Below are 19,047 nucleotides of genomic sequence, written 5' to 3'. Positions count from 1 at the left end.
TCATACTCCCTGTGAAGATAGCGCAACACATTATGACCTGCTACTTATACTTATGCAGGTCATATAATGTGACAGTTCCGTGCCTTTCGGCAACGGCCCCAGCCTGCACCGCTGTATGAGCGACAGTGCAAACTTCGGCAGATATTCCTTTCGACGCGATTCATAGACGGCTCTAACGTCTCCACGCGCGTACTCTTTATATCCGCGACCTCTACCTCATCTTAGTATGACGAGGCTATCTTTACTTCATTCATTTATAAACAACAGGGATTAGTATAAAGCAAGTTCGCAAGGCAAGCAATGACAAAATCCGGTAGGGAATGTTAGCTGCGACGACGCTCTGACATTTGCTGCCAAACGGTACCGGCAGCAGCTTCACCGGAAGCGATACGTTCCAAAGCCATTTTGGCCTGAAGTCCAACCTCGAATTCCGGATCTTCTGCCGCAACTGACAGCGCTGCTTGGGCATCGGATGTGCCCACCTCATAGAGGAAACGAGCTGCGCGCCAGCGGACAAGCTTGCTCTTATCCGTCAGTGCTGCCGTCATCACTGGCGTGGCGGCAGGATCGCCGATGTCGGACAGCGTATCGCCTGCCGTACGTCTCACGGCTGGTGCGCTGTCTGCCATCGCCTCATAGAGCAGCTCCATCGCTTCGGGCGTGCGAAGGTCGCCTAGATATACGACCGCAAGCCTGCGAATATGCAGCTTGGGATCGTGCAGCGCCGCCTTAAGCTCCGGCAGGAGCTCCGCCGTCGGCGCTAGATCCTCCAGCGCGGCGTAGCGCACGCGCCAATCCTCATGCTTCAGGTCTCGCAGCAGCTCATCCTGACTGCGGGTTCGTCGCTGCTCGACGAACTCGCCTTCGGCGCCGTGCGCAATGGCTTGCTGCACGAGAGAGTCGAGGCGTTCCTGCGGATACGCCGCTTCGACTTCTTGCTCCACCTCGCGTGCAATCTCCGCGGGCTCGCCATAACGCACGCCGTAATCAGTGAGCTTACGCTCTTTAATCATCACGGCGCTAGCCACATCCATAACCGCCTTCGTGAAGCGGTTTGCTAAGGAGATGCGCTCTTCATTCGCGCCGGTCTTAACGCGGATTTGCAGCGGAATTCCGCGGAACATCTGGACGAAGACTTGAGCTTCGCCGAAATGAGCGCCAGCGTTCTCATCGGCTAGATTCCAATCGTCATTTAAGCCTTCGCTGTTGCCGAAGCGGTTCTGAACTTCTCTTAGAATCGCTGCCCAATCCGCATTGCCCTTGCGTTCGAGCGCTGCAAAGTCAGCAGCATGATAGATGCTAATAACGCCCGGTATCGTTAACATTTCGCGTGCCCAGGCAGGTGCGGAACGTTCACTTTCTGGTGTATAGGTTCTGCGAATTCCAGGTTCCAGACTTTCGTCCAAATGAAGCTTCATCGTATTTGGACTTGGAGTCGGTTCAATAAAAGTAATCTTCATACGTAGCTCCCCCTTGAACGGTATATGCACCGCCATACTTTATACACATATTATCTCATTTCTGGCGTGAAACACAAAAGGGTACTTAGATATTTTGCGGAAAAAGGGCGCACCATTACCAAGTAACTTGTATATTTTGCAAAATACTCTGCCGTTCAATATAGTTGTATTATATTCGCTAAAGTAAAGCGTGCTCGGCAAACTTCTAAAGATGAGGTGCTCTATGGCTAAATTTCGCTACAATAACCTCGACAATGTGAGTACCGATAAAACACTTAAAGAGTTTCGTAAGTGGCGGGAGGAACGTCGACGGAAGAAAAAAGATTATTCATATGTAGTGCCAAGTACGCCACCGAGGTTAGCTTATCTGGCGGAGAATCGCCTGGAGACTACCATTACGTGGATTGGGCATTCAACGTTTTTCCTTCAATATGAAGGGATGAATATCATTACTGATCCAATCTGGGCGAGAAGACTGGGCTTTGAGAAAAGATTGGGGCAACCCGGGATTCCGCTCAGCGAAGTGCCTCCCATTGACCTGATTCTGATCTCGCACTCTCATTATGACCACTTGCATATGGCTTCTATCCGTAAATTATATAGAGCAGGGACAACCCTTGTTGTTCCTATAGGCTTGAAACGAAAGATGCTCCGCAAAGGATTTCGCAACTGCATAGAAATGGAATGGTGGCAGGAAAATACGCTGGGTAAAATTAAGCTTACCTTCGTGCCGACTCAGCACTGGACGCGGAGAACACCTTGGGACACGAACACTTCTCATTGGGGAGGATATATTCTGCAGCCGATCGAATCGGATAGCGACAAGCTGCCCCCAAACCTCTATTTCGCAGGAGATAGCGGTTATTTTCCGGGTTTTAAGGAGATTGGGAGCCGCTATAAGCTTCATGTTGTACTCATGCCGATTGGAGCTTATGAACCGGAGTGGTTCATGACCTCGCAGCATGTAACCCCTGAAGAGGCTATACAAGCATTTGTAGATGTTGGAGCGGAGACCATGATTCCGATGCATTACGGCACCTATAGACTTGCTGATGATACGGCCCGGGAAGCGCTGGATCGGATGGAAAGTGCCCGGTCTAAACAGGGTATTTCTGAAGAAAGAATCCGTACGCTCAGCTATGGCGAAACGCTTGTTATACAACCCGAGAATCGCATAACTGGACAATAATTGAAAAAATTCCTCCTAACTGGCGACCTCTGTACAGCAGCTGGAATAACTTTAGTATTGGAGAGAACAGCTGAAAAGGCTATTTTACGGGCTTTTTGCTCTCTATTTATGCTATAATGAGCCGAAACCCTAAGTGAAAAGGATGGTAATGCGTAATGATTAGCACAAGCGGCGTAACACTCCGCTACGGAAAACGCGCTCTCTTTGAAGATGTAAACATAAAATTCACCCCTGGTAACTGCTACGGTTTGATTGGCGCCAATGGTGCCGGTAAATCAACCTTTCTGAAAATTCTGTCTGGTGAGATCGAAGCAAATACCGGTGAGGTACATGTTACACCAGGCGAACGTCTCGCAGTACTCAAACAGAACCATTTTGAGTATGATGAATTCCCAGTACTTGAGACCGTAATTATGGGTCATACACGTCTTTATGAAATTATGAAAGAAAAGGACGCGCTTTATGCGAAGTCCGATTTCACAGAAGCGGATGGCCTGCGTGCAGGAGAGCTTGAAGGTGAGTTCGCTGAGCTTAACGGCTGGGATGCTGAGCCAGATGCAGCTGCCATGCTGATTGGTCTCGGAATTATGCGTGAACTGCATGACAAAAAAATGGCCGAACTGAGCGGCAATGAAAAGGTTCGGGTACTCTTGGCGCAAGCCTTGTTTGGCCGTCCAAATAACCTGCTGCTAGATGAGCCTACCAACCACTTGGATCTCGAATCTATTGGCTGGTTAGAGAACTTCCTCATGGACTATGAAGGTACTGTTATCGTCGTATCCCATGACCGTCACTTCCTGAATAAAGTATGTACGCATATTGCGGATATTGATTTTGGCAAAATCCAGATGTACGTCGGCAACTACGACTTCTGGTATGAGTCCAGTCAGCTTGCGCAAGCTTTGCAGCGTGATTCGAACAAGAAGAAGGAAGATAAGATCAAGGAATTGCAGGCATTTATCCAGCGTTTCTCGGCCAATGCTTCCAAGTCTAAACAAGCGACATCACGTAAGAAGCAACTTGAGAAAATTACACTGGACGATATTCGTCCGTCCAACCGTAAATATCCGTTCCTAAACTTCAAACCTGAACGTGAAGCGGGTAAACAATTGCTGACAGTCAGCGGTTTGTCCAAAGCGGTTGAAGGTGAAAAGCTTCTTGATGAAATCAGTTTTGTAGTAAACAAAGGGGATAAGATTGCTTTTGTAGGCCCTTACTCCCAGCCTAAATCCCTTCTGTTTGATGTGATTATGGGAGAGCAAGAAGCGGATGCGGGAGAATATACATGGGGAGTAACTACAACTCAAGCGTATTTCCCGAAAGACAACTCCAGCTATTTCGATGGTGTGGAAATGAATCTTGTAGAATGGCTACGCCAGTATTCTAAAGATCAGGACGAAACTTTCCTGCGTGGATTCTTGGGCCGTATGTTGTTCGCCGGAGAAGAAGCACTGAAGAAAGCAAGTGTGCTGTCCGGGGGCGAGAAGGTTCGCTGTATGCTGGCCAAAATGATGCTCAACGGCGCGAACGTGCTTGTGTTCGATGAACCAACCAATCACTTGGATCTGGAATCCATCACGGCACTGAATAACGGGCTGATCGATTTTGATGGCACGATTCTATTCACTTCCCATGACCATCAGTTCATCCAAACCATTGCTAACCGCATCATCGAGATTACACCTACAGGTGTAATTGATCGCTCCATGAGCTACGATGAATATTTGGAGAATCCAGAAATTAAGGAAATGCGCCAGCGCATGTATCCTGTAGAAGTATAATATTTAAATTCCGCTATGCGGAAGGAACCCCATGAAGCAGCTACTCTAATCCTTTTTAGGATCAGGGTAGCTGTCTTTATAATTTCGATTTTGAAAAGTTATTAATAAGTAGAATTCTACGGGGAGTATATGCGGGGCTTCCAAGACAGGAGTCTTTAGCCCTTGAGGTTTCCCAAAGCGCATGTTTTCAGCTGGCTAATCGTACAATAAAGAGAAGCAGTTATGAATTTGAAGAGTTCTAATCCATCCTATCAGGCAGGACGAACGTATAAACGGCTGCGTTTCCCCGAGGGATTCGCAGCCGTTTATGTTTAAGTATAAGTAAATACTAAGATCCGCCAGTACGACGGCGTTGGTTGTTAGGCTTTTTGTTATTTTGGCTTTTTAGCGGTTTGGCGGAACCGGCCTGAAATGTGGATCCAGGTTTGGAGGAAGATTGTTGCTTCTTCTGTTCCAGTTTTTTACGGATAGCTTCCGCTAAGTTGATTTTTCCTTTATCGTTGCTTTCGCTCATTATGATAACCTCCTTCGAAGCAAGTCCTTACACTTTATTCTAATTGTTTTTAAATGCTGCCACAAGGGCAAGAATAATTGAAAGAATTCTTTTCCGTATTTTAAATAATCGGGGGAAAAGAGGGGGAGCCAAGAATGACTGATATTTACGAAGATATACGTAAAGGCGAACGAGGAGCTTGGGTGAGCATAGCGGCTTACCTCATCCTATCATCATTTAAGCTGGTTTGTGGTTATTTATTTGCATCTAGCGCACTCGTAGCGGACGGGGTCAACAATTTAACAGATATCGTGGCATCCATAGCTGTGCTGGTGGGGTTACGGATTTCGCGGAAGCCACCTGACTCGGACCACGCTTACGGGCATTTCCGCGCAGAGACCGTAGCGGCGTTGTTGGCTTCTTTTATCATGGCGGTAGTGGGCATTCAAGTGATTGTGGAGGCGGTGCGGTCCTTTTTCGATCGTACAAAAGAAACGCCACAGCTCTGGTCGGCAGGGGTGGCTATTGTATGTGCAGTAGCTATGATGGGGGTATACATATATAACAAAAGACTGGCCAAACAAATTAACAGTGGAGCACTTATGGCAGCGGCTAAGGACAATTTTTCTGATGCAATGGTCAGTGTTGGAGCCGCAGTTGGGATTGTAGGCGCACAGTTTGGTTTGCCATGGATTGATTCCGCAGCAGCTGTTCTTGTCGGACTCATTATCTCCAAGACCGCTTGGGATATTTTTCGTGATTCGACTTATCGGCTTACGGATGGCTTTGATCAAGATAAATTGATGGATCTACGCAGTACGATTGCTCGAACGCCGGGAGTAGAAGAGATTAAAGATGTGAAGGCACGGGTTCATGGTAATCATGTGCATGTGGATGTTGTAGTGGAGGTGGATGCGAATATTTCTGTGACAGAAGGTCATGAAATAAGTGATTCCATCGAAGAAAGAATGAGCAAAATGCATAATATTATGAATGTGCAGGTGCACGTGGAGCCTAAAAAATAAATTACAAAATGCTATATTAAGGAAAAAACACACATATTCAAGGAGAAATCAAGACTTTAGACCTGTATGTTACCATAAAGTGGCATGATTATATGTGAAATTTGGAGCATGTTCCAAATCCCGGGCAAGCCTATAATGAGGGCATAAAGGAATAATGTAGCACAATCCTTTATTGAAATCTCATCATGGAATTTGGGGGAACGTATGATCAAATCACATAAGCAAATTACAGCATCTTTGTTAGTATCTGCTGCAATTGTTGCAGGTTTAGGAGTATCTGCTCCTGGACAAGCAGCGGCAGCCTCAAGTTCATCTAATTCAGTTACAGCAGCTTCAGCCGTTCAAACAGGTGTGATCGAGGCTAGTGTTCGCCTTCGCAGCACCCCTTCTACTGACGGAGAAATAGTGAAGTACTTGCAAAAGGGAGATCAAGTGCAGATCCTTTCGCAGCCTAACAGCTATTGGTATCAAGTAAAAACGGCTGATGGTTCAGTGGGTTATACAAGTGCAGGAGATAAGTATATCAGCGTATCCTCTGCTTCAGTAACGACACCATCGGCACAAACTGGCACCATTAAGTATGGTGTGAATCTTCGGGTTTCACCTTCAACAAGCGGAAAAGTAATGAAGCTTTTGAATAAGGGAGAAAAAGTAGAAGTTCTGGCACAGCCTAACAGTTACTGGTATCAAGTTAAAGCGGCGGATGGTAGCATCGGATATATAAGTTCAAGCGAACAATATAGTACACTTTCAGGAAACGGTGGGGGATCTGGAACGGTAACACCAACGCCTACACCTACACCTACACCCAATCCACCTATAACAACACCGGGGGCTTCAGCTCAAATCGAACGGGTAATTGCTGCGGGCATGGGATATCTAGGAACGCCTTATGAGTATGGCTCCAGCAGAAATGATACAAGCACCTTTGATTGCTCGGACTTCATCCGGCAAATTTTTATGGATGCTGCCAATCTCAAACTGCCGGCGGATTCCCGTCAACAGGGAGATTGGGTGAAGTCGAATAGTACGGTGGTTACGTCTATTTCCAATTTGAAGCGCGGCGACTTAATGTTCTTTATGGATTATAAGGGGAATTCAGCTTCTTCTTATGAGGGAATCGACAAATCTACAGCTAGAATATCGCATGTTGCAATGTATCTAGGAGATGGACAAGTTCTACAAACTTATTCCGTAGCTTCAGGCGGGGTAAGAGTAGATAAACTAAGCGCTTCTTGGATGAATCGTTTTCTCTACGGAGGTTCGGTCATTCGCTAAATATATGAAAAATGCAGGAAGCGACAGCATCGCATGTTTGTGACGGGTGAACGATGGCGGGCGTACGCGCAAGAGGGCTATCCTTTTAGTAGAATTCTCTACTGAGGGGGTAGCTCTTCCTGTTTTATCTGTTCAGAATATGTACTCTCCACATAAAAAAAGGGCAGTACCATCGGCCATTTTCTTGGCTCTTGGGACACCCTTTTTTCGCATATTGAAAATTAAGGTAAGATCACATTGGCTGTGACAGGAACCTTAACCCATGCTTTTCCTAACCAAGTGTAAATTTCTCTCCATTCATTACCCCAAGTGTCCGAAATGACTTCACCTGTTGTATCAAGAGTCTGAACGCCAAGCCAGCCTGCTGGAATTATACCTCCGACGGAAAAGTAGAAAGGTGTTTTCTCGGTCAGCACTATTTGTGGTGTTGCTGGAATCATATCCGCTGGAGTGATAATGGTTTCAAAAGAATTGCTGTAAGTGCTTCCAGTTACGGTTGCAGGATCCGTAGTAGTGTTAGTTACTTCAGCTGCTGAAGCTGTAGCAGCAATGGAAGCCATAAGTCCTAAGGCTACTGTAAGGCTGGCGATTTTTTTCATGTTTAGTTCCTCCTAGTGGGGGTTGGATGTATTTTTTTCCAAAAGCGCTGTTTGCTAATATGCTAGTAAACGTAAATGATGCGTGATGAACCACCCATTCAACATTTCTTATTTTCTCAAGTGACATCCGTGCAGGAATGACCTATACTTTCTGCATGATGAATAAGATACATGGATAGATATGGGAGGGATACGAAAGTCACACCATTAAAATGAGAGGCTACTACATAGATCTACCTCTGCGTCCCGTGAAGAGAGAAATTACAAACAGAACCAGGAAGACGAAGAACAAAATCTTAGCCAGACCAGCAGCGGCAGCTACAAGGTTGAAGAAACCAAAGATTCCGGCGATTACTGCGACTACAAGTAGTATTGCGGACCATTTTAACATTACATATCACCTATCCTTTTTTGATTAATGTAGTCATTGTATAAACGGGGACTTTGATTTTGAAACAAAAGGGAAGAGGGACTCTTGACAACGCTCGACAAGATGTTTCGGCTTATGGGACCAGGGGTAACTATGCAGTATACAAGGCTGATTAGCCGATATTTATGAGATATGGAAGGGGTTATGAATATGATCATTGAACTTAGTGTAGCTCTCGTGGCAATTGCATTCGCAGTACTTGTTTTCTTTTTAATTAAAACCTTAAAGTCGGCAAAGGATTCACTCGACAAAGTCAGCCAAACCTTGGTGGAAGTACAGAAGACGATGGATGAGCTTACTTATGAAGTGAAAACGACGGTCAGACACGCAAATGAAATCACTGCCGATGTACAGCATAAGATTCAAAAGATTGACCCAGTTATCGATTCTGTCAAGAATCTGGGTGATGTCATGAATGAACTGACCTTAACGGTCAAACAAGTGTCAGTCACGGTGATTGAGAAATATCGTAAATCGCGTGAGCTGAAGGAGAAGAGTAAGGAAGTCTCTATAAAAGAAGCTCCGCTAACTCCTGCTGAAGAACGTACTGTTAACTCCTATGATGCCATTTATGCTGAGAAGTCCCCGGGAAAAATAGCTACAGTGCTAAAAGGTGTAGACGTAGCTGCAACTCTTTGGAAGAAATTTCGTCATTAAGCATAAGATAGTAAGGCTTCTGTAATCGGTGGCTGCAGATAAGAAAGGTGGGACACAACATGAACATGATGATCCTTTTATTTGGTCTTCTTTTCCCATACTTTGATGCGTCTCCACAGTTGGCGCCTATCTCTACTTTTATTGAACAACCTAAGTCGGTTCTCGCATTTGAACATGCTTCAGGATCCAGCCCGTATATAAATCGCTTTGATTCTCTCCAAGGTGTCGCTTTATACACCACAAAGGAAGAACTGCTTCTGACCAAAGGCAATCCGCTTGCGGTGACAAATGATCCATTGCTAGAGACAGTGGAGTACCATTACGCAGATGTGACAGTGGGTGTGGGCGAGGGTGTTGTACTTTATGTACATGTTGCACCTCCGCAAGCACAGCAGTTCGGTTTATATGTAGATGGTGTAGAAATCGATCCTTTAACAGATAATCTGCAAGATACTTTGGGCAAACCGTATTTTATAGCCGAAGATGGGGATGTATATCTGAGAGGGAATAATGCACTCAAAATATATCGAAATTTGGCGGGTGAATTTGAAGGAATTGATTTATTTGATAGTATTTCTTCCTAATGTGTTTCATATTTGAGCAAATTGGTTAATAAACATAGGCTGTCTTTAGAATAGAGTAACCTCCAGCCCCACTATACCTAGTGGGGCTGGAGGTTACTTTGCTGAATACGTAAATTGATCCTATGACTATATTTACATATTAAGAAAATAGAAATAACACTGTAAAATAGCGTATGATATAGTTAATAGGTTTGCAGAATTTTACGGTCGTAATACTACTCGTGTGAGGTGAAGATGATGAGAATCTTAATCGTGGATGACAATCCGACTAATGTTATCATTATCCGTGAAATCCTGAAAAAAGAAGATTACCGAAATTTCGTAACCGCATCCTCTGCCAAAGAGATGCTGGAACGGCTTGGAATCGGTTCGGGAAGTGAAGATGGACGTCCCCGGATGTCAGATATTGATCTGATTTTACTGGATATGATGATGCCAGAAATGGATGGGATCGAAGCATGTCGTGTTGTGCAGCAATACGATCATCTTAAGGATATTCCAATAATAATGGTTACAGCTGTAGGCGATTCTAAAAAATTGGCCGAAGCGCTGGATGCAGGTGCAGTAGATTATGTTACGAAACCTATTAATAAAGTGGAGCTAATGGCCCGGATTCGGCTTGCTCTGCGGTTGAAAAGTGAGAAAGATTGGCATAAGGAACGGGATCAGCGGATTCAGGAGGAATTGAGACTGGCTGCACTCGTGCAGAATGCTGTACTCAGCCTACCCCTGCAGGAAGAGAATTTCGAGGTGCATGCTATCTATCAGCCTTCCTCTGAATTGGCGGGTGATTTATATGCCTGGTATCCCCTTGGGGATGGCCGATATGGCGTAATCCTCCTGGACATTATGGGACACGGTATATCGTCCTCTCTATTTTGCATGTTCCTTGCGTCAGTATTAAAGGACACGGTAACTACTTATGTAGAGCCGGAAAAGGTAATTCAGGAACTCAATCGAAGGTTTAACCAACTTTATATTGAGAAAAAGCTGATTCAATACTATTTTACGACGATTTATCTTGTGATCGACACTCGTATAAAGCGTATTGACTACGTTAACGCCGGGCATCCACCTGCGCTATTTTTTGAGGGCGCAGCCAAGACTCCGGTCTTGCTGGAAAGCAATTGTCACCCTGTAGGCCTGTTTGAACGGATCGATATTCAGCCACAGAGCTTGACCTATCAAGATGAAGGGCATTTGGTTCTCTATACAGATGGTCTGCTGGAGCTGGTTGAGGGTGAACAGGAAGAGCAGCTGAAATTCATGATTAAGCATTTAAATGTTGAGCATGAATGGAAGGAAGAAACTATACGGGCTGCTTTTTTCAATGCTGATGTTCCTAAAGAGCGTGACGATGACAAATGTATAGTGTGGATCTCACTGAAGAAGGGAACAGAATGAGGATGAAAATAAAGGCTAAACTCTTAATTGGTTTTAGTGCGATGCTGGCGATTATGCTGGCACTTACTATGATTGGATACGATCGTTTGGATTATATGAATGGTCAGCTTGAGGGTTACCAGGATAGATATATGAAGGGACGTTCTTCTTCAGGTATGCGTGGAGAAGTGAATGATATGGCGCGAATATTAACGACGACCATGTTAAGCGCTGATACATCAACAGTAGAATCACAAAAAAAAGAGATTGATAAAAAAATAGCTAAGGCTAATGAGCACTACGACAAAATAAAAGAATCAATGACTAGCGCTGAAGAGATGCAGATCGTTAATCAAATTGATGATTCTTATACGATCTATCTAAATTATCAGGAAAAAATATTGAAGCTGCTATCAGCTGGTTATTTCCAGAATGCCAGCACGTATTCTAACACAGAGGGACAAGCGATTCAGAATGCCGTGTTAAATGCTCTGAACAGTCTCTCTGATTATAATGCCTTTATTATGAATGAAGAGAGCACAAAAGCTAAAGATGCCTATCAAAGCTCTACTCAAATGGTCATCTTGATGATGATTGTGGGTCTGTTACTTGGCCTTGGAGTTGTTCTATGGATCATTCCAAGCATTACGCGGGGGCTTAACGTCGTTTCGATGATGATTACCAGCTTTGGCAACGGCAGAATTCGGGCCATAAGGCGCATAAAGGTTACTTCGAAAGATGAGATTGGTGAGGTTGCCCTTGTCTTTAAGAAAATGGCGTTAGATCTTGAAGAGAAACAGCAAATGGAACAGGCTTATGCACAGGCACAGAATGATCAATCCTGGCTGAATGCAAATGTTGCTCAGGTGACAGAACTTCTCCGGGGGGTTAGCTCATTGGATCAGGTCTCACAGACCTTTATCAACGAGTTCACCCCTGTGCTGGGAGCCCAGTTTGGGGCAGTATATTTGAAGGATGCTAACCGTCCCGATTTTCTGCGAAGCAGTGGTTATTATGCAGTAGATAGCGATAAGAAACCAAAGGAAGGTTTTGTGATTGGAGAAGGACTCGTAGGACAAAGTGCGCTTGATATGCACCCAATCAGATTAGAGCGGGCTCCTGAAGATTACATTTCCGTGAAATCCGGCTTTGTGGATTCACAGCCAGGATATATTTCCATTCATCCGCTTATTTTTGAAGACGAGCTGCTCGGTGTAGTAGAATTCGCTTCATTCCAGCCATTTAGCAGTCTGAAAAATGATTTGCTGCAACAACTTGCGAATAATTTAAGCATTATTTTCAATAATATTAGTCGTCGTCTGACTGTAGAAAAATTATTGCGTGAGTCACAGGCACTTACGGAAGAACTGCAATGTCAGTCAGAGGAGCTGCAGACTCAGCAAGAAGAACTGCGTCGTTCCAATGAGAATTTGGAAGAGCAGACGGATGCGCTTAAGCGTTCAGAAGAACTGCTGCAACGTCAGCAGGAGGAACTGGAGCATTACAATACGGAACTCGTCGCCAAGACTCGTGCACTAGAGGAGCAAGTGCAGGAGGTCGAGGAGAAAAAAGATGAAATTGAGCATGCTAAGGTTCAGCTAGAGAAACAGGCTATGCAATTATCCGTGACTAGTAAGTATAAATCGGAATTTATGGCGAACATGTCCCATGAATTGCGGACGCCGCTCAACAGTCTGCTGATTTTGTCCCAGCTGCTTACCGAGAACAAGGATGGTAATTTAACGGAGAAGCAGGTTGAATTTGCCCATACGATTTATATGTCAGGTGCTGACCTGCTTAAGATGATTGATGAAATTTTAGACCTGTCCAAGGTTGATGCAGGAAAAATGGAACTGAATCATGAAGAAATTAAACTGACTGAGCTGAAAAGCTTTGTGAAGCAGAATTTTGCTCCACAGGCGATCAAAAAAGGACTCTCCTTACGGATAGCCTTTAACGAGCCGCTGCCAGATAGCGTAATTGCCGATAGTCATCGGTTGAAGCAGGTCTTAAGAAATCTGCTTTCCAATGCCTTTAAATTTACAACCGAAGGTTTTATCGAGTTTTCAGTTAGCCCGGCAGATAGTAATCTCCTGCCACTAAATCTGCCGAGTGATAATGAATATATTGCTATTGCTGTGAAGGACAGTGGCATTGGTATTCCGGCTGACAAAACAGATATTGTATTCGAAGCCTTCCAGCAAGTAGACGGAACAACCAGCCGTAAATATGGAGGCACGGGGTTGGGATTGTCGATCAGCCGTGAATTGGTTCGTATAATGGGTGGAGCTATTGTGCTCGAATCCCGTGAGGGACAAGGCAGTACCTTCACTTTGTATTTACCGGTAAAGGCAAATTACAGTAAACAACCTGCAGAAATAGAAGCTGCTGTGTCCAAAGAGGATTCAACATATGATGAATATATTGGAGACATGCTTCCAACCTTAGTGCCAGCAGCCGTTAACGTACCCCTTCCACAACTGACAATTGAGGATGACCGTGACAATTTGACGGCGAATGACAAAGTCCTGCTTATTATTGAAGATGATGAAAGCTTTGCGAAAATCTTGTTAGACATGGCTCGTGGTCGCAGATTTAAAGGCTTAGTAGCGCTTCAAGGCGATATTGGACTACAGATGGCAAAAACTTATTTGCCAGATGCGATCATTCTCGATATACAGCTGCCTGTAATGGACGGTTGGACCATCCTTAGAGAGCTTAAAAGTGCATCTCAGACCCGTCACATTCCTGTTCATGTTATCTCTGTGAACGATGAAGTGAAGCAAGGATTGATGATGGGAGCTATGGCATATCTAAGAAAACCATCTTCAAGAGAAGCATTGGAACGGGCTTTCTCACAAATTGAGAATTATACGTCCAGCACTGTGAAGTACCTTCTGATTGTAGAAGATGATGAGATTCAACGTCGTTCCATTATGGAATTGATCGGTCATGATGATGTAGCTATCACAGCAGTATCAACCGGCAACGAGGCACTGATGGAGCTGCGTAAGCAGAGATATGATTGTATGGTTCTGGATCTTATGCTTGGGGATATGAACGGCTTTGAACTGCTGGATCAGATTCGTGATGATGAGGAATTAAACGATCTTCCTATTATTATTTATACAGGTAAGGATTTAGATAGCAAAGAAGAGACACAGCTCCGCAAGTACGCTGAATCCATAATTATCAAGGATGTTCGTTCTCCGGAACGACTACTGGATGAGACAACGCTGTTCTTGCACCGGGTAGAAGCTAATCTTCCGGAAGATAAACGTAAAATATTGCAGAAGCTGCATAACAAAGAAGAGTTATTCGAAGGGAAGAAAATACTGCTCGTCGATGATGATATTCGTAATGTTTTTGCACTCTCTAGTGTACTGGAAGAATACCACATGGAAGTGAAGTTTGCGGAGAACGGACGTGAAGCGCTGGAAATGCTGGTAGAGCAAGAAGATTTTGATCTCGTGCTTATGGATATGATGATGCCGGAAATGGACGGATATGAAGCTATGCGCCGAATCCGTGAAATGCCGCAATATCAGAAACTGCCTATTATTGCGCTTACCGCCAAAGCAATGAAAGAGGATCGCGCCAAATGTATTGAAGCGGGAGCTTCTGATTATATGAAGAAACCGATCGCAACAGGTCAACTTCTTTCGTTAATGCGTGTCTGGTTGTATTCGTAAACTCAAATTTGGGGTAATACCTTTTTAAGAACTAACATGACTAGAATTACGGTGTGTTAATAAGGGAGTCGGGATAACAATGAAAGCGATAGAACACGGATATGAGGAGCAGCCCGTTATGGCAGGAAGTGACGAGTTGGAGCAAATTGAGATCGAGCTGCTCCTTGATGGAGTACACCGTTTATATGGATATGATTTCCGGAATTATGCGTTGCCTTCTTTGAAGCGACGTATCTGGCATCATGTGCATGCGGAGAATGTACACAGCATATCCGCGCTGCAAGAAAAGGTACTGCATGATCGTGCCTGTTTTGAACGATTTGTCTATAGTCTCTCCATTCCGGTTACCGAAATGTTTAGGGACCCGGGGTTATTTTTAACGTTTCGCCAGAAGGTAGTTCCGTTGTTGAGGACTTATCCCTATATTCGTATCTGGCATGCTGGATGCTCCACTGGTGAAGAAGTATACTCTATGGCCATCCTGCTTCATGAAGAAGGGCTTTACGATAAGGCTCGGATTTATGCCACAGATATGAATGAGCGTTCTTTACAGCAGGCTAAGGAAGGCGTCTATGATATTAGCAGAATGAAGCAATACACTAAGAATTATTTGGAGGCGGGAGGTACCCGGGCATTCTCTGAATACTATACAGCGAAGTATAACTCGGTTATTTTACAGCCATATTTACGCAAAAACATTATATTCGCTGAGCATAACTTGGCTACAGATACTTCTTTTAATGAGTTTAATGTTATTTTCTGCCGCAATGTGATGATCTATTTCAATGATGAGCTGAGGGATCATGTTCACGGCTTGTTTCATGAAAGTTTAAGTCGTTTTGGAATACTTGTTCTAGGCTCTAAAGAATCCATTCACTTTACGAAGTACAGCGATTGTTATGAGTCTTTGGACAGAGTAGAAAAAATATACCGTAACATAAAATAACGCATGAAGGAGGGTGGTCCTATGGGGTTTCAAGAACCAATTCATATACTACTAGTAGATGACCGTCCTGAAAATCTGCTGGCGCTGGAGGCGGTACTTGAAAGCCAGCATTATGAGCTAGTCAAAGCCACCTCCGGCGAAGAAGCGCTGCGGTGTTTGTTAAGGTATGATTTTGCTGTCATCGTACTGGACGTGCAGATGCCAGGTATGGATGGGATCGAGACCGCAAAGTTGATTAAAGCCAGAGAAAAAACAAAGGAAATTCCGATTATCTTTATCTCTGCGAATAGTAAGGAAGCGGAGCATTTATTCGCGGGCTATTCTGCAGGGGCTATTGATTATATGGTCAAGCCCTTCATTCCACAAATTCTGAAGTCTAAGATACAAGGTTTTGTCGAGATGTATATTACGAGCAAGAAACATCAGACTCAGACCATGCTGCTGCAGCAAAAGACGAAAGAGCTGGAAATCATAAATAGTGAGCTCGTGAAGGCTAAGGAAGAGGCAGAGATCGCCTCCAAAGCGAAGTCGGAATTTCTGGCTATGATGAGTCATGAGATTCGTACACCTATGAATGGCGTAGTGGGTATGATTGATTTATTAATGGAGACTGACCTTGCTCCTGAGCAGAAGGAGTATTCCGAGATCATTCGGAAAAGTGCAGACACGTTGATTACGGTTATAAACGATATTCTTGATTTCACCAAAATGGAATCCGGTAAAATGGAAATCGAAGAGCAGCTGTTCGAACTTCGTACATGTATTCAAGAGGTGTTCAGCCTCTTTTCGGTGGAAGCGGGAAAAAAGAACCTGGAGCTCGCTTATTTTATCGATCAGAAGTTGCCTAGACTTTTATATGGAGATATGGCTCGTCTACGCCAAGTATTAATTAATCTGATTGCTAACGCAGTTAAATTTACGAATCAGGGCGGTGTCTATTTAGTCGCTTCCATCAAAGAAACATCTGGGCACAAGGTAGAAGTCGAGTTCACGATCATGGATACAGGGATTGGTATTTCTCCAGAGAAATGCGACCGATTGTTCCAACCGTTCTCACAGCTGGATTCTTCAATGACGCGGAAATACGGGGGGACAGGGCTTGGTTTAGCCATATGTAAATCCCTTGTAGGCATGATGGGCGGAGAAATACGGGTAGAATCCATGGAGCAAAAAGGAGCTACCTTTATTTTTACGATTCAAGCATCCGTACCTGGAGAAGATTTAACAGGAGGTTATCAAGAAGAGGAATCGCCTCATCTTCTTCTTAATCAGGAGAGCAGAAGCCGAATCCTTGTTGTAGATGACCATCCTATCAATCAGCGTCTGATGGTTAGCATGCTAGATAAGCTCGGCTATGAAGCGGATATGGCTGAGGACGGGAAACAGGCTGTGCAAATGGCGCTTCAGCAGCCCTATGATTTTATCTTTATGGATCTCCAAATGCCAGTAATGGATGGTCTGGAGGCAACCGCCCAAATCCGTCGAGAAGGCGGTTCGGCGGCTGAGAAGACTATTATTATTGCAATGACTGCGAATGTCATGGATGGCATCCAGAATCGCTGTAAAGCCTCAGGAATGGATGACTATATCAGCAAGCCACTTAAGATGAGCAGTATTAAGCAGATTATCTCTCGGTATTCTAGCAGCGATAATCGGATGGTTGAACCAGATACATCTATTTTTCAGGCGTAACCCAAGATTTACTAGTTTATATTTTAATGTTATTTGTTTCAAAGGTAGGACTATGAGGTTATTAATATAGAAAATATTTATCAGGAGAGATCGTCTATGAACACGCATAAAAGTAATAAGTTTCACGCTAAGACAGAGACAAAAGAAAATGTATGTACGGTTTTCCTGAATGGTGAACTCGATCTATCCGTTGCTTCCGATTTCCGTTTGGTAATGGAGCCGCTTGTAGGTGATACGAAGCATGATTTAGTAATAAATCTTAAAGAATTAAAATACATCGATAGCACGGGTATTGGTATTCTACTTTCGATTCTGAAATCAAGACAAGGTATGGACGTTAAGTTTATGGTTGAGGATGTTCCTCCCCAAATTCAGAAGCTGTTTGACATGACTGGTATAACCAAGTTTTTTGCCTCCCAAGAGAATTCCCACTAGGAAAGGATAGAACAAAGAATGAGTGATGATGTGCAAAAAGTAATTCTTCAGCTGCCGGCTAGCGCAGAGTATGTGGATATTGTTAGGTTGAATTTATATGGTATTGCTTCAAAAATGGGCTTCACCTACGAAGATATTGAAGATATGAAGGTAGCTGTATCAGAGGCGTGTAACAACTCAGTATTGTACGCCTATGGACAACAAGACGGAATGGTTGATGTAATCTTTGAGGTGGGCGAAAGTGCCCTATCCATTACAGTCAAAGACGAGGGGGAGAGCTTTGACGGTTTGGAAGACTCGTCCAGTGAGCGTATGACACTGCATGATAAAGAGTTAAGTGACGTTCAGGTCGGCGGTTTAGGGTTCTACTTAATGCAAGCGTTGATGGATGACGTGAGCGTCGTAAGTGAGGCCGGAAGAGGGACGGTAGTAACTTTGAAGAAGCACCTTAACTTTAGCGAGGAAAAGGTATGAGTGATAAGGTGACTCCCCCCGAGTCCATGAATGAAGCAGTCACCCAAATTTGGGAATATCAGCAGACTAAGGATAATGAACGCGCAACAGTGCTGATTCAGAAATATGAGCCTATGGTAAAAATGGCTGCTGGAAAAATTTCTCGCAACCGCCCCGACTTGTATGAGGATTTATATCAGGTCGGGCAAATGGCGCTCATCCGGTTATTACAGCAATATGATATTAGCCTTGGAATCCCTTTTGAGCCCTATGCGATGAAAAGCATGATTGGACATATGAAGAATTTCCTGCGTGATAAATCTTGGTACATACAGGTACCTAGACGGATTAAAGAAAAGGGAGCACTTGTTCAACACGCGATTGACGAACTAACAGTGAAGCTGGAACGTTCGCCTGCGGTGGATGAGATTGCTCATTATCTTGATTTGTCTGTTGAAGAAACTGTAGAAGTACTGGCGGGCAGAGAATGTTATCATTACGTCTCCCTAGACTCGCCCCTTTCTCAAGAGGAGACAGGAGCCACACTAGGCGAGCTTATCAGCTCTGACGCAAATGATTACGAGACCGTAGAGAAACGCATGGATTTGCAACAAGCACTAGGTCAATTGAAGGAACAGGAGCAGCAGGTGCTGCTGTTAGCGTTCCAAGATGGACAATCCCAGCGGGCGATCGCCCAGAAGCTGGGGGTATCACAGATGAGCGTTTCACGCATACAGAAGCGGGCCACTGAGAAGTTAAAGCAGATTATGGCCAACTCTTCCTATTGAGTTCCTGTATGGGTAATATACATTTTCGACGATAAGGACATGCCTCTCTCCGCTGACTGGAGACCCGCATGTCCTTTATTTGTGTACTGTTGTAGACTTATTCCCCCGCTTGTCCGTCCAACCTAGAGGATTAGACGGACAAGCGGGGGAAGCGGTCGATAG

General features: G+C 44.4%; 17 protein-coding genes and 1 riboswitch. Of the genes, 13 read left to right on the top strand and 4 right to left on the bottom strand.

The genetic code is table 11. The features are described 5' to 3' along the window. Nucleotides 1-10: 10 nt before the first annotated feature. Nucleotides 11-222: riboswitch (Lysine riboswitch) on the bottom strand. A gap of 101 nt (nucleotides 223-323) precedes the next feature. After that, nucleotides 324-1,460: a virulence factor gene (locus MKZ09_RS29275; RefSeq protein ID WP_076136988.1), complete on the bottom strand. Its 1,137-nt coding sequence runs from the start codon at nucleotides 1,458-1,460 to the stop codon at nucleotides 324-326. Nucleotides 1,461-1,683: 223 nt separating this feature from the next. Here MKZ09_RS29275 and MKZ09_RS29270 point away from each other — a divergent pair, with 223 nt between their 5' ends. Both MKZ09_RS29270 and MKZ09_RS29265 read left to right on the top strand, forming a co-directional pair. Continuing rightward, entirely contained in the window at nucleotides 1,684-2,649 is a 966-nt protein-coding gene (locus MKZ09_RS29270) for an MBL fold metallo-hydrolase (protein ID WP_076206689.1), read from the top strand. 155 nt (nucleotides 2,650-2,804) lie between these two features. Then, nucleotides 2,805-4,430 (top strand): ABC-F family ATP-binding cassette domain-containing protein, encoded by a 1,626-nt coding sequence (locus MKZ09_RS29265; protein ID WP_036680232.1) that lies wholly within the window; start codon nucleotides 2,805-2,807, stop codon nucleotides 4,428-4,430. Between the two features lie 328 nt (nucleotides 4,431-4,758). On the opposite strand, the gene MKZ09_RS29260 is transcribed toward MKZ09_RS29265, so the two are convergent. Then, the gene (locus tag MKZ09_RS29260) at nucleotides 4,759-4,944 is read right to left on the bottom strand and encodes a hypothetical protein (protein ID WP_036680230.1); all 186 of its coding nucleotides are present in this window, start codon (nucleotides 4,942-4,944) and stop codon (nucleotides 4,759-4,761) included. Between the two features lie 134 nt (nucleotides 4,945-5,078). On the opposite strand from MKZ09_RS29260, the gene MKZ09_RS29255 reads away from it, so the two are divergent. Beyond that, a complete protein-coding gene (locus MKZ09_RS29255) occupies nucleotides 5,079-5,948 on the top strand; it encodes a cation diffusion facilitator family transporter (protein WP_076136984.1) in 870 nt (289 codons plus the stop codon). 204 nt (nucleotides 5,949-6,152) lie between these two features. Further along, on the top strand, nucleotides 6,153-7,226 hold the full coding sequence (locus MKZ09_RS29250; RefSeq protein ID WP_076206691.1) for a C40 family peptidase: 1,074 nt from the start codon (nucleotides 6,153-6,155) through the stop codon (nucleotides 7,224-7,226). 221 nt (nucleotides 7,227-7,447) lie between these two features. On the opposite strand, the gene MKZ09_RS29245 is transcribed toward MKZ09_RS29250, so the two are convergent. Then, on the bottom strand, nucleotides 7,448-7,825 hold the full coding sequence (locus tag MKZ09_RS29245) for a hypothetical protein (RefSeq protein ID WP_036680226.1): 378 nt from the start codon (nucleotides 7,823-7,825) through the stop codon (nucleotides 7,448-7,450). 223 nt (nucleotides 7,826-8,048) lie between these two features. Further along, a complete protein-coding gene (locus MKZ09_RS29240) occupies nucleotides 8,049-8,216 on the bottom strand; it encodes a DUF1328 domain-containing protein (protein WP_036680225.1) in 168 nt (55 codons plus the stop codon). A gap of 189 nt (nucleotides 8,217-8,405) precedes the next feature. Between MKZ09_RS29240 and MKZ09_RS29235 the strand changes: the two genes are divergently transcribed. From MKZ09_RS29235 to MKZ09_RS29195, 9 genes are all read left to right on the top strand, one after another. Continuing rightward, nucleotides 8,406-8,912 carry a DUF948 domain-containing protein gene (locus MKZ09_RS29235; RefSeq protein ID WP_036680224.1) on the top strand — a complete coding sequence of 169 codons (507 nt, stop codon included), beginning with the start codon at nucleotides 8,406-8,408 and terminating at the stop codon, nucleotides 8,910-8,912. 59 nt (nucleotides 8,913-8,971) lie between these two features. Beyond that, the gene (locus MKZ09_RS29230) at nucleotides 8,972-9,496 is read left to right on the top strand and encodes a hypothetical protein (RefSeq protein WP_076136978.1); all 525 of its coding nucleotides are present in this window, start codon (nucleotides 8,972-8,974) and stop codon (nucleotides 9,494-9,496) included. A gap of 237 nt (nucleotides 9,497-9,733) precedes the next feature. Next, the gene (locus tag MKZ09_RS29225; protein WP_076206693.1) at nucleotides 9,734-10,900 is read left to right on the top strand and encodes a SpoIIE family protein phosphatase; all 1,167 of its coding nucleotides are present in this window, start codon (nucleotides 9,734-9,736) and stop codon (nucleotides 10,898-10,900) included. A 2-nt stretch (nucleotides 10,901-10,902) separates the two neighbouring features. Continuing rightward, nucleotides 10,903-14,571 (top strand): response regulator, encoded by a 3,669-nt coding sequence (locus tag MKZ09_RS29220; RefSeq protein WP_076206717.1) that lies wholly within the window; start codon nucleotides 10,903-10,905, stop codon nucleotides 14,569-14,571. A 79-nt stretch (nucleotides 14,572-14,650) separates the two neighbouring features. Beyond that, entirely contained in the window at nucleotides 14,651-15,517 is an 867-nt protein-coding gene (locus MKZ09_RS29215) for a CheR family methyltransferase (RefSeq protein ID WP_076136975.1), read from the top strand. A gap of 21 nt (nucleotides 15,518-15,538) precedes the next feature. Beyond that, entirely contained in the window at nucleotides 15,539-17,209 is a 1,671-nt protein-coding gene (locus MKZ09_RS29210; RefSeq protein WP_076136973.1) for a response regulator, read from the top strand. 96 nt (nucleotides 17,210-17,305) lie between these two features. After that, nucleotides 17,306-17,644, top strand: coding sequence for an STAS domain-containing protein (locus MKZ09_RS29205; RefSeq protein WP_036680220.1), 339 nt, complete (start codon nucleotides 17,306-17,308; stop codon nucleotides 17,642-17,644). 18 nt (nucleotides 17,645-17,662) lie between these two features. Then, nucleotides 17,663-18,118, top strand: a complete 456-nt coding sequence (rsbW, locus tag MKZ09_RS29200; RefSeq protein WP_036680217.1) for an anti-sigma B factor RsbW — start codon at nucleotides 17,663-17,665, stop codon at nucleotides 18,116-18,118. Further along, nucleotides 18,115-18,885 (top strand): sigma-70 family RNA polymerase sigma factor, encoded by a 771-nt coding sequence (locus tag MKZ09_RS29195; RefSeq protein WP_036680216.1) that lies wholly within the window; start codon nucleotides 18,115-18,117, stop codon nucleotides 18,883-18,885. The genes rsbW and MKZ09_RS29195 overlap by 4 nt, the downstream gene beginning before the upstream one ends. Nucleotides 18,886-19,047: the final 162 nt, after the last annotated feature.

It is taken from the genome of Paenibacillus sp. FSL R5-0908 (assembly GCF_038006245.1).
Taxonomy (GTDB): domain Bacteria; phylum Bacillota; class Bacilli; order Paenibacillales; family Paenibacillaceae; genus Paenibacillus_AQ; species Paenibacillus_AQ odorifer.
The sequence above is the reverse complement of the archived record's forward strand: the minus strand, read 5'-3'. Positions and strand labels throughout refer to the sequence as shown.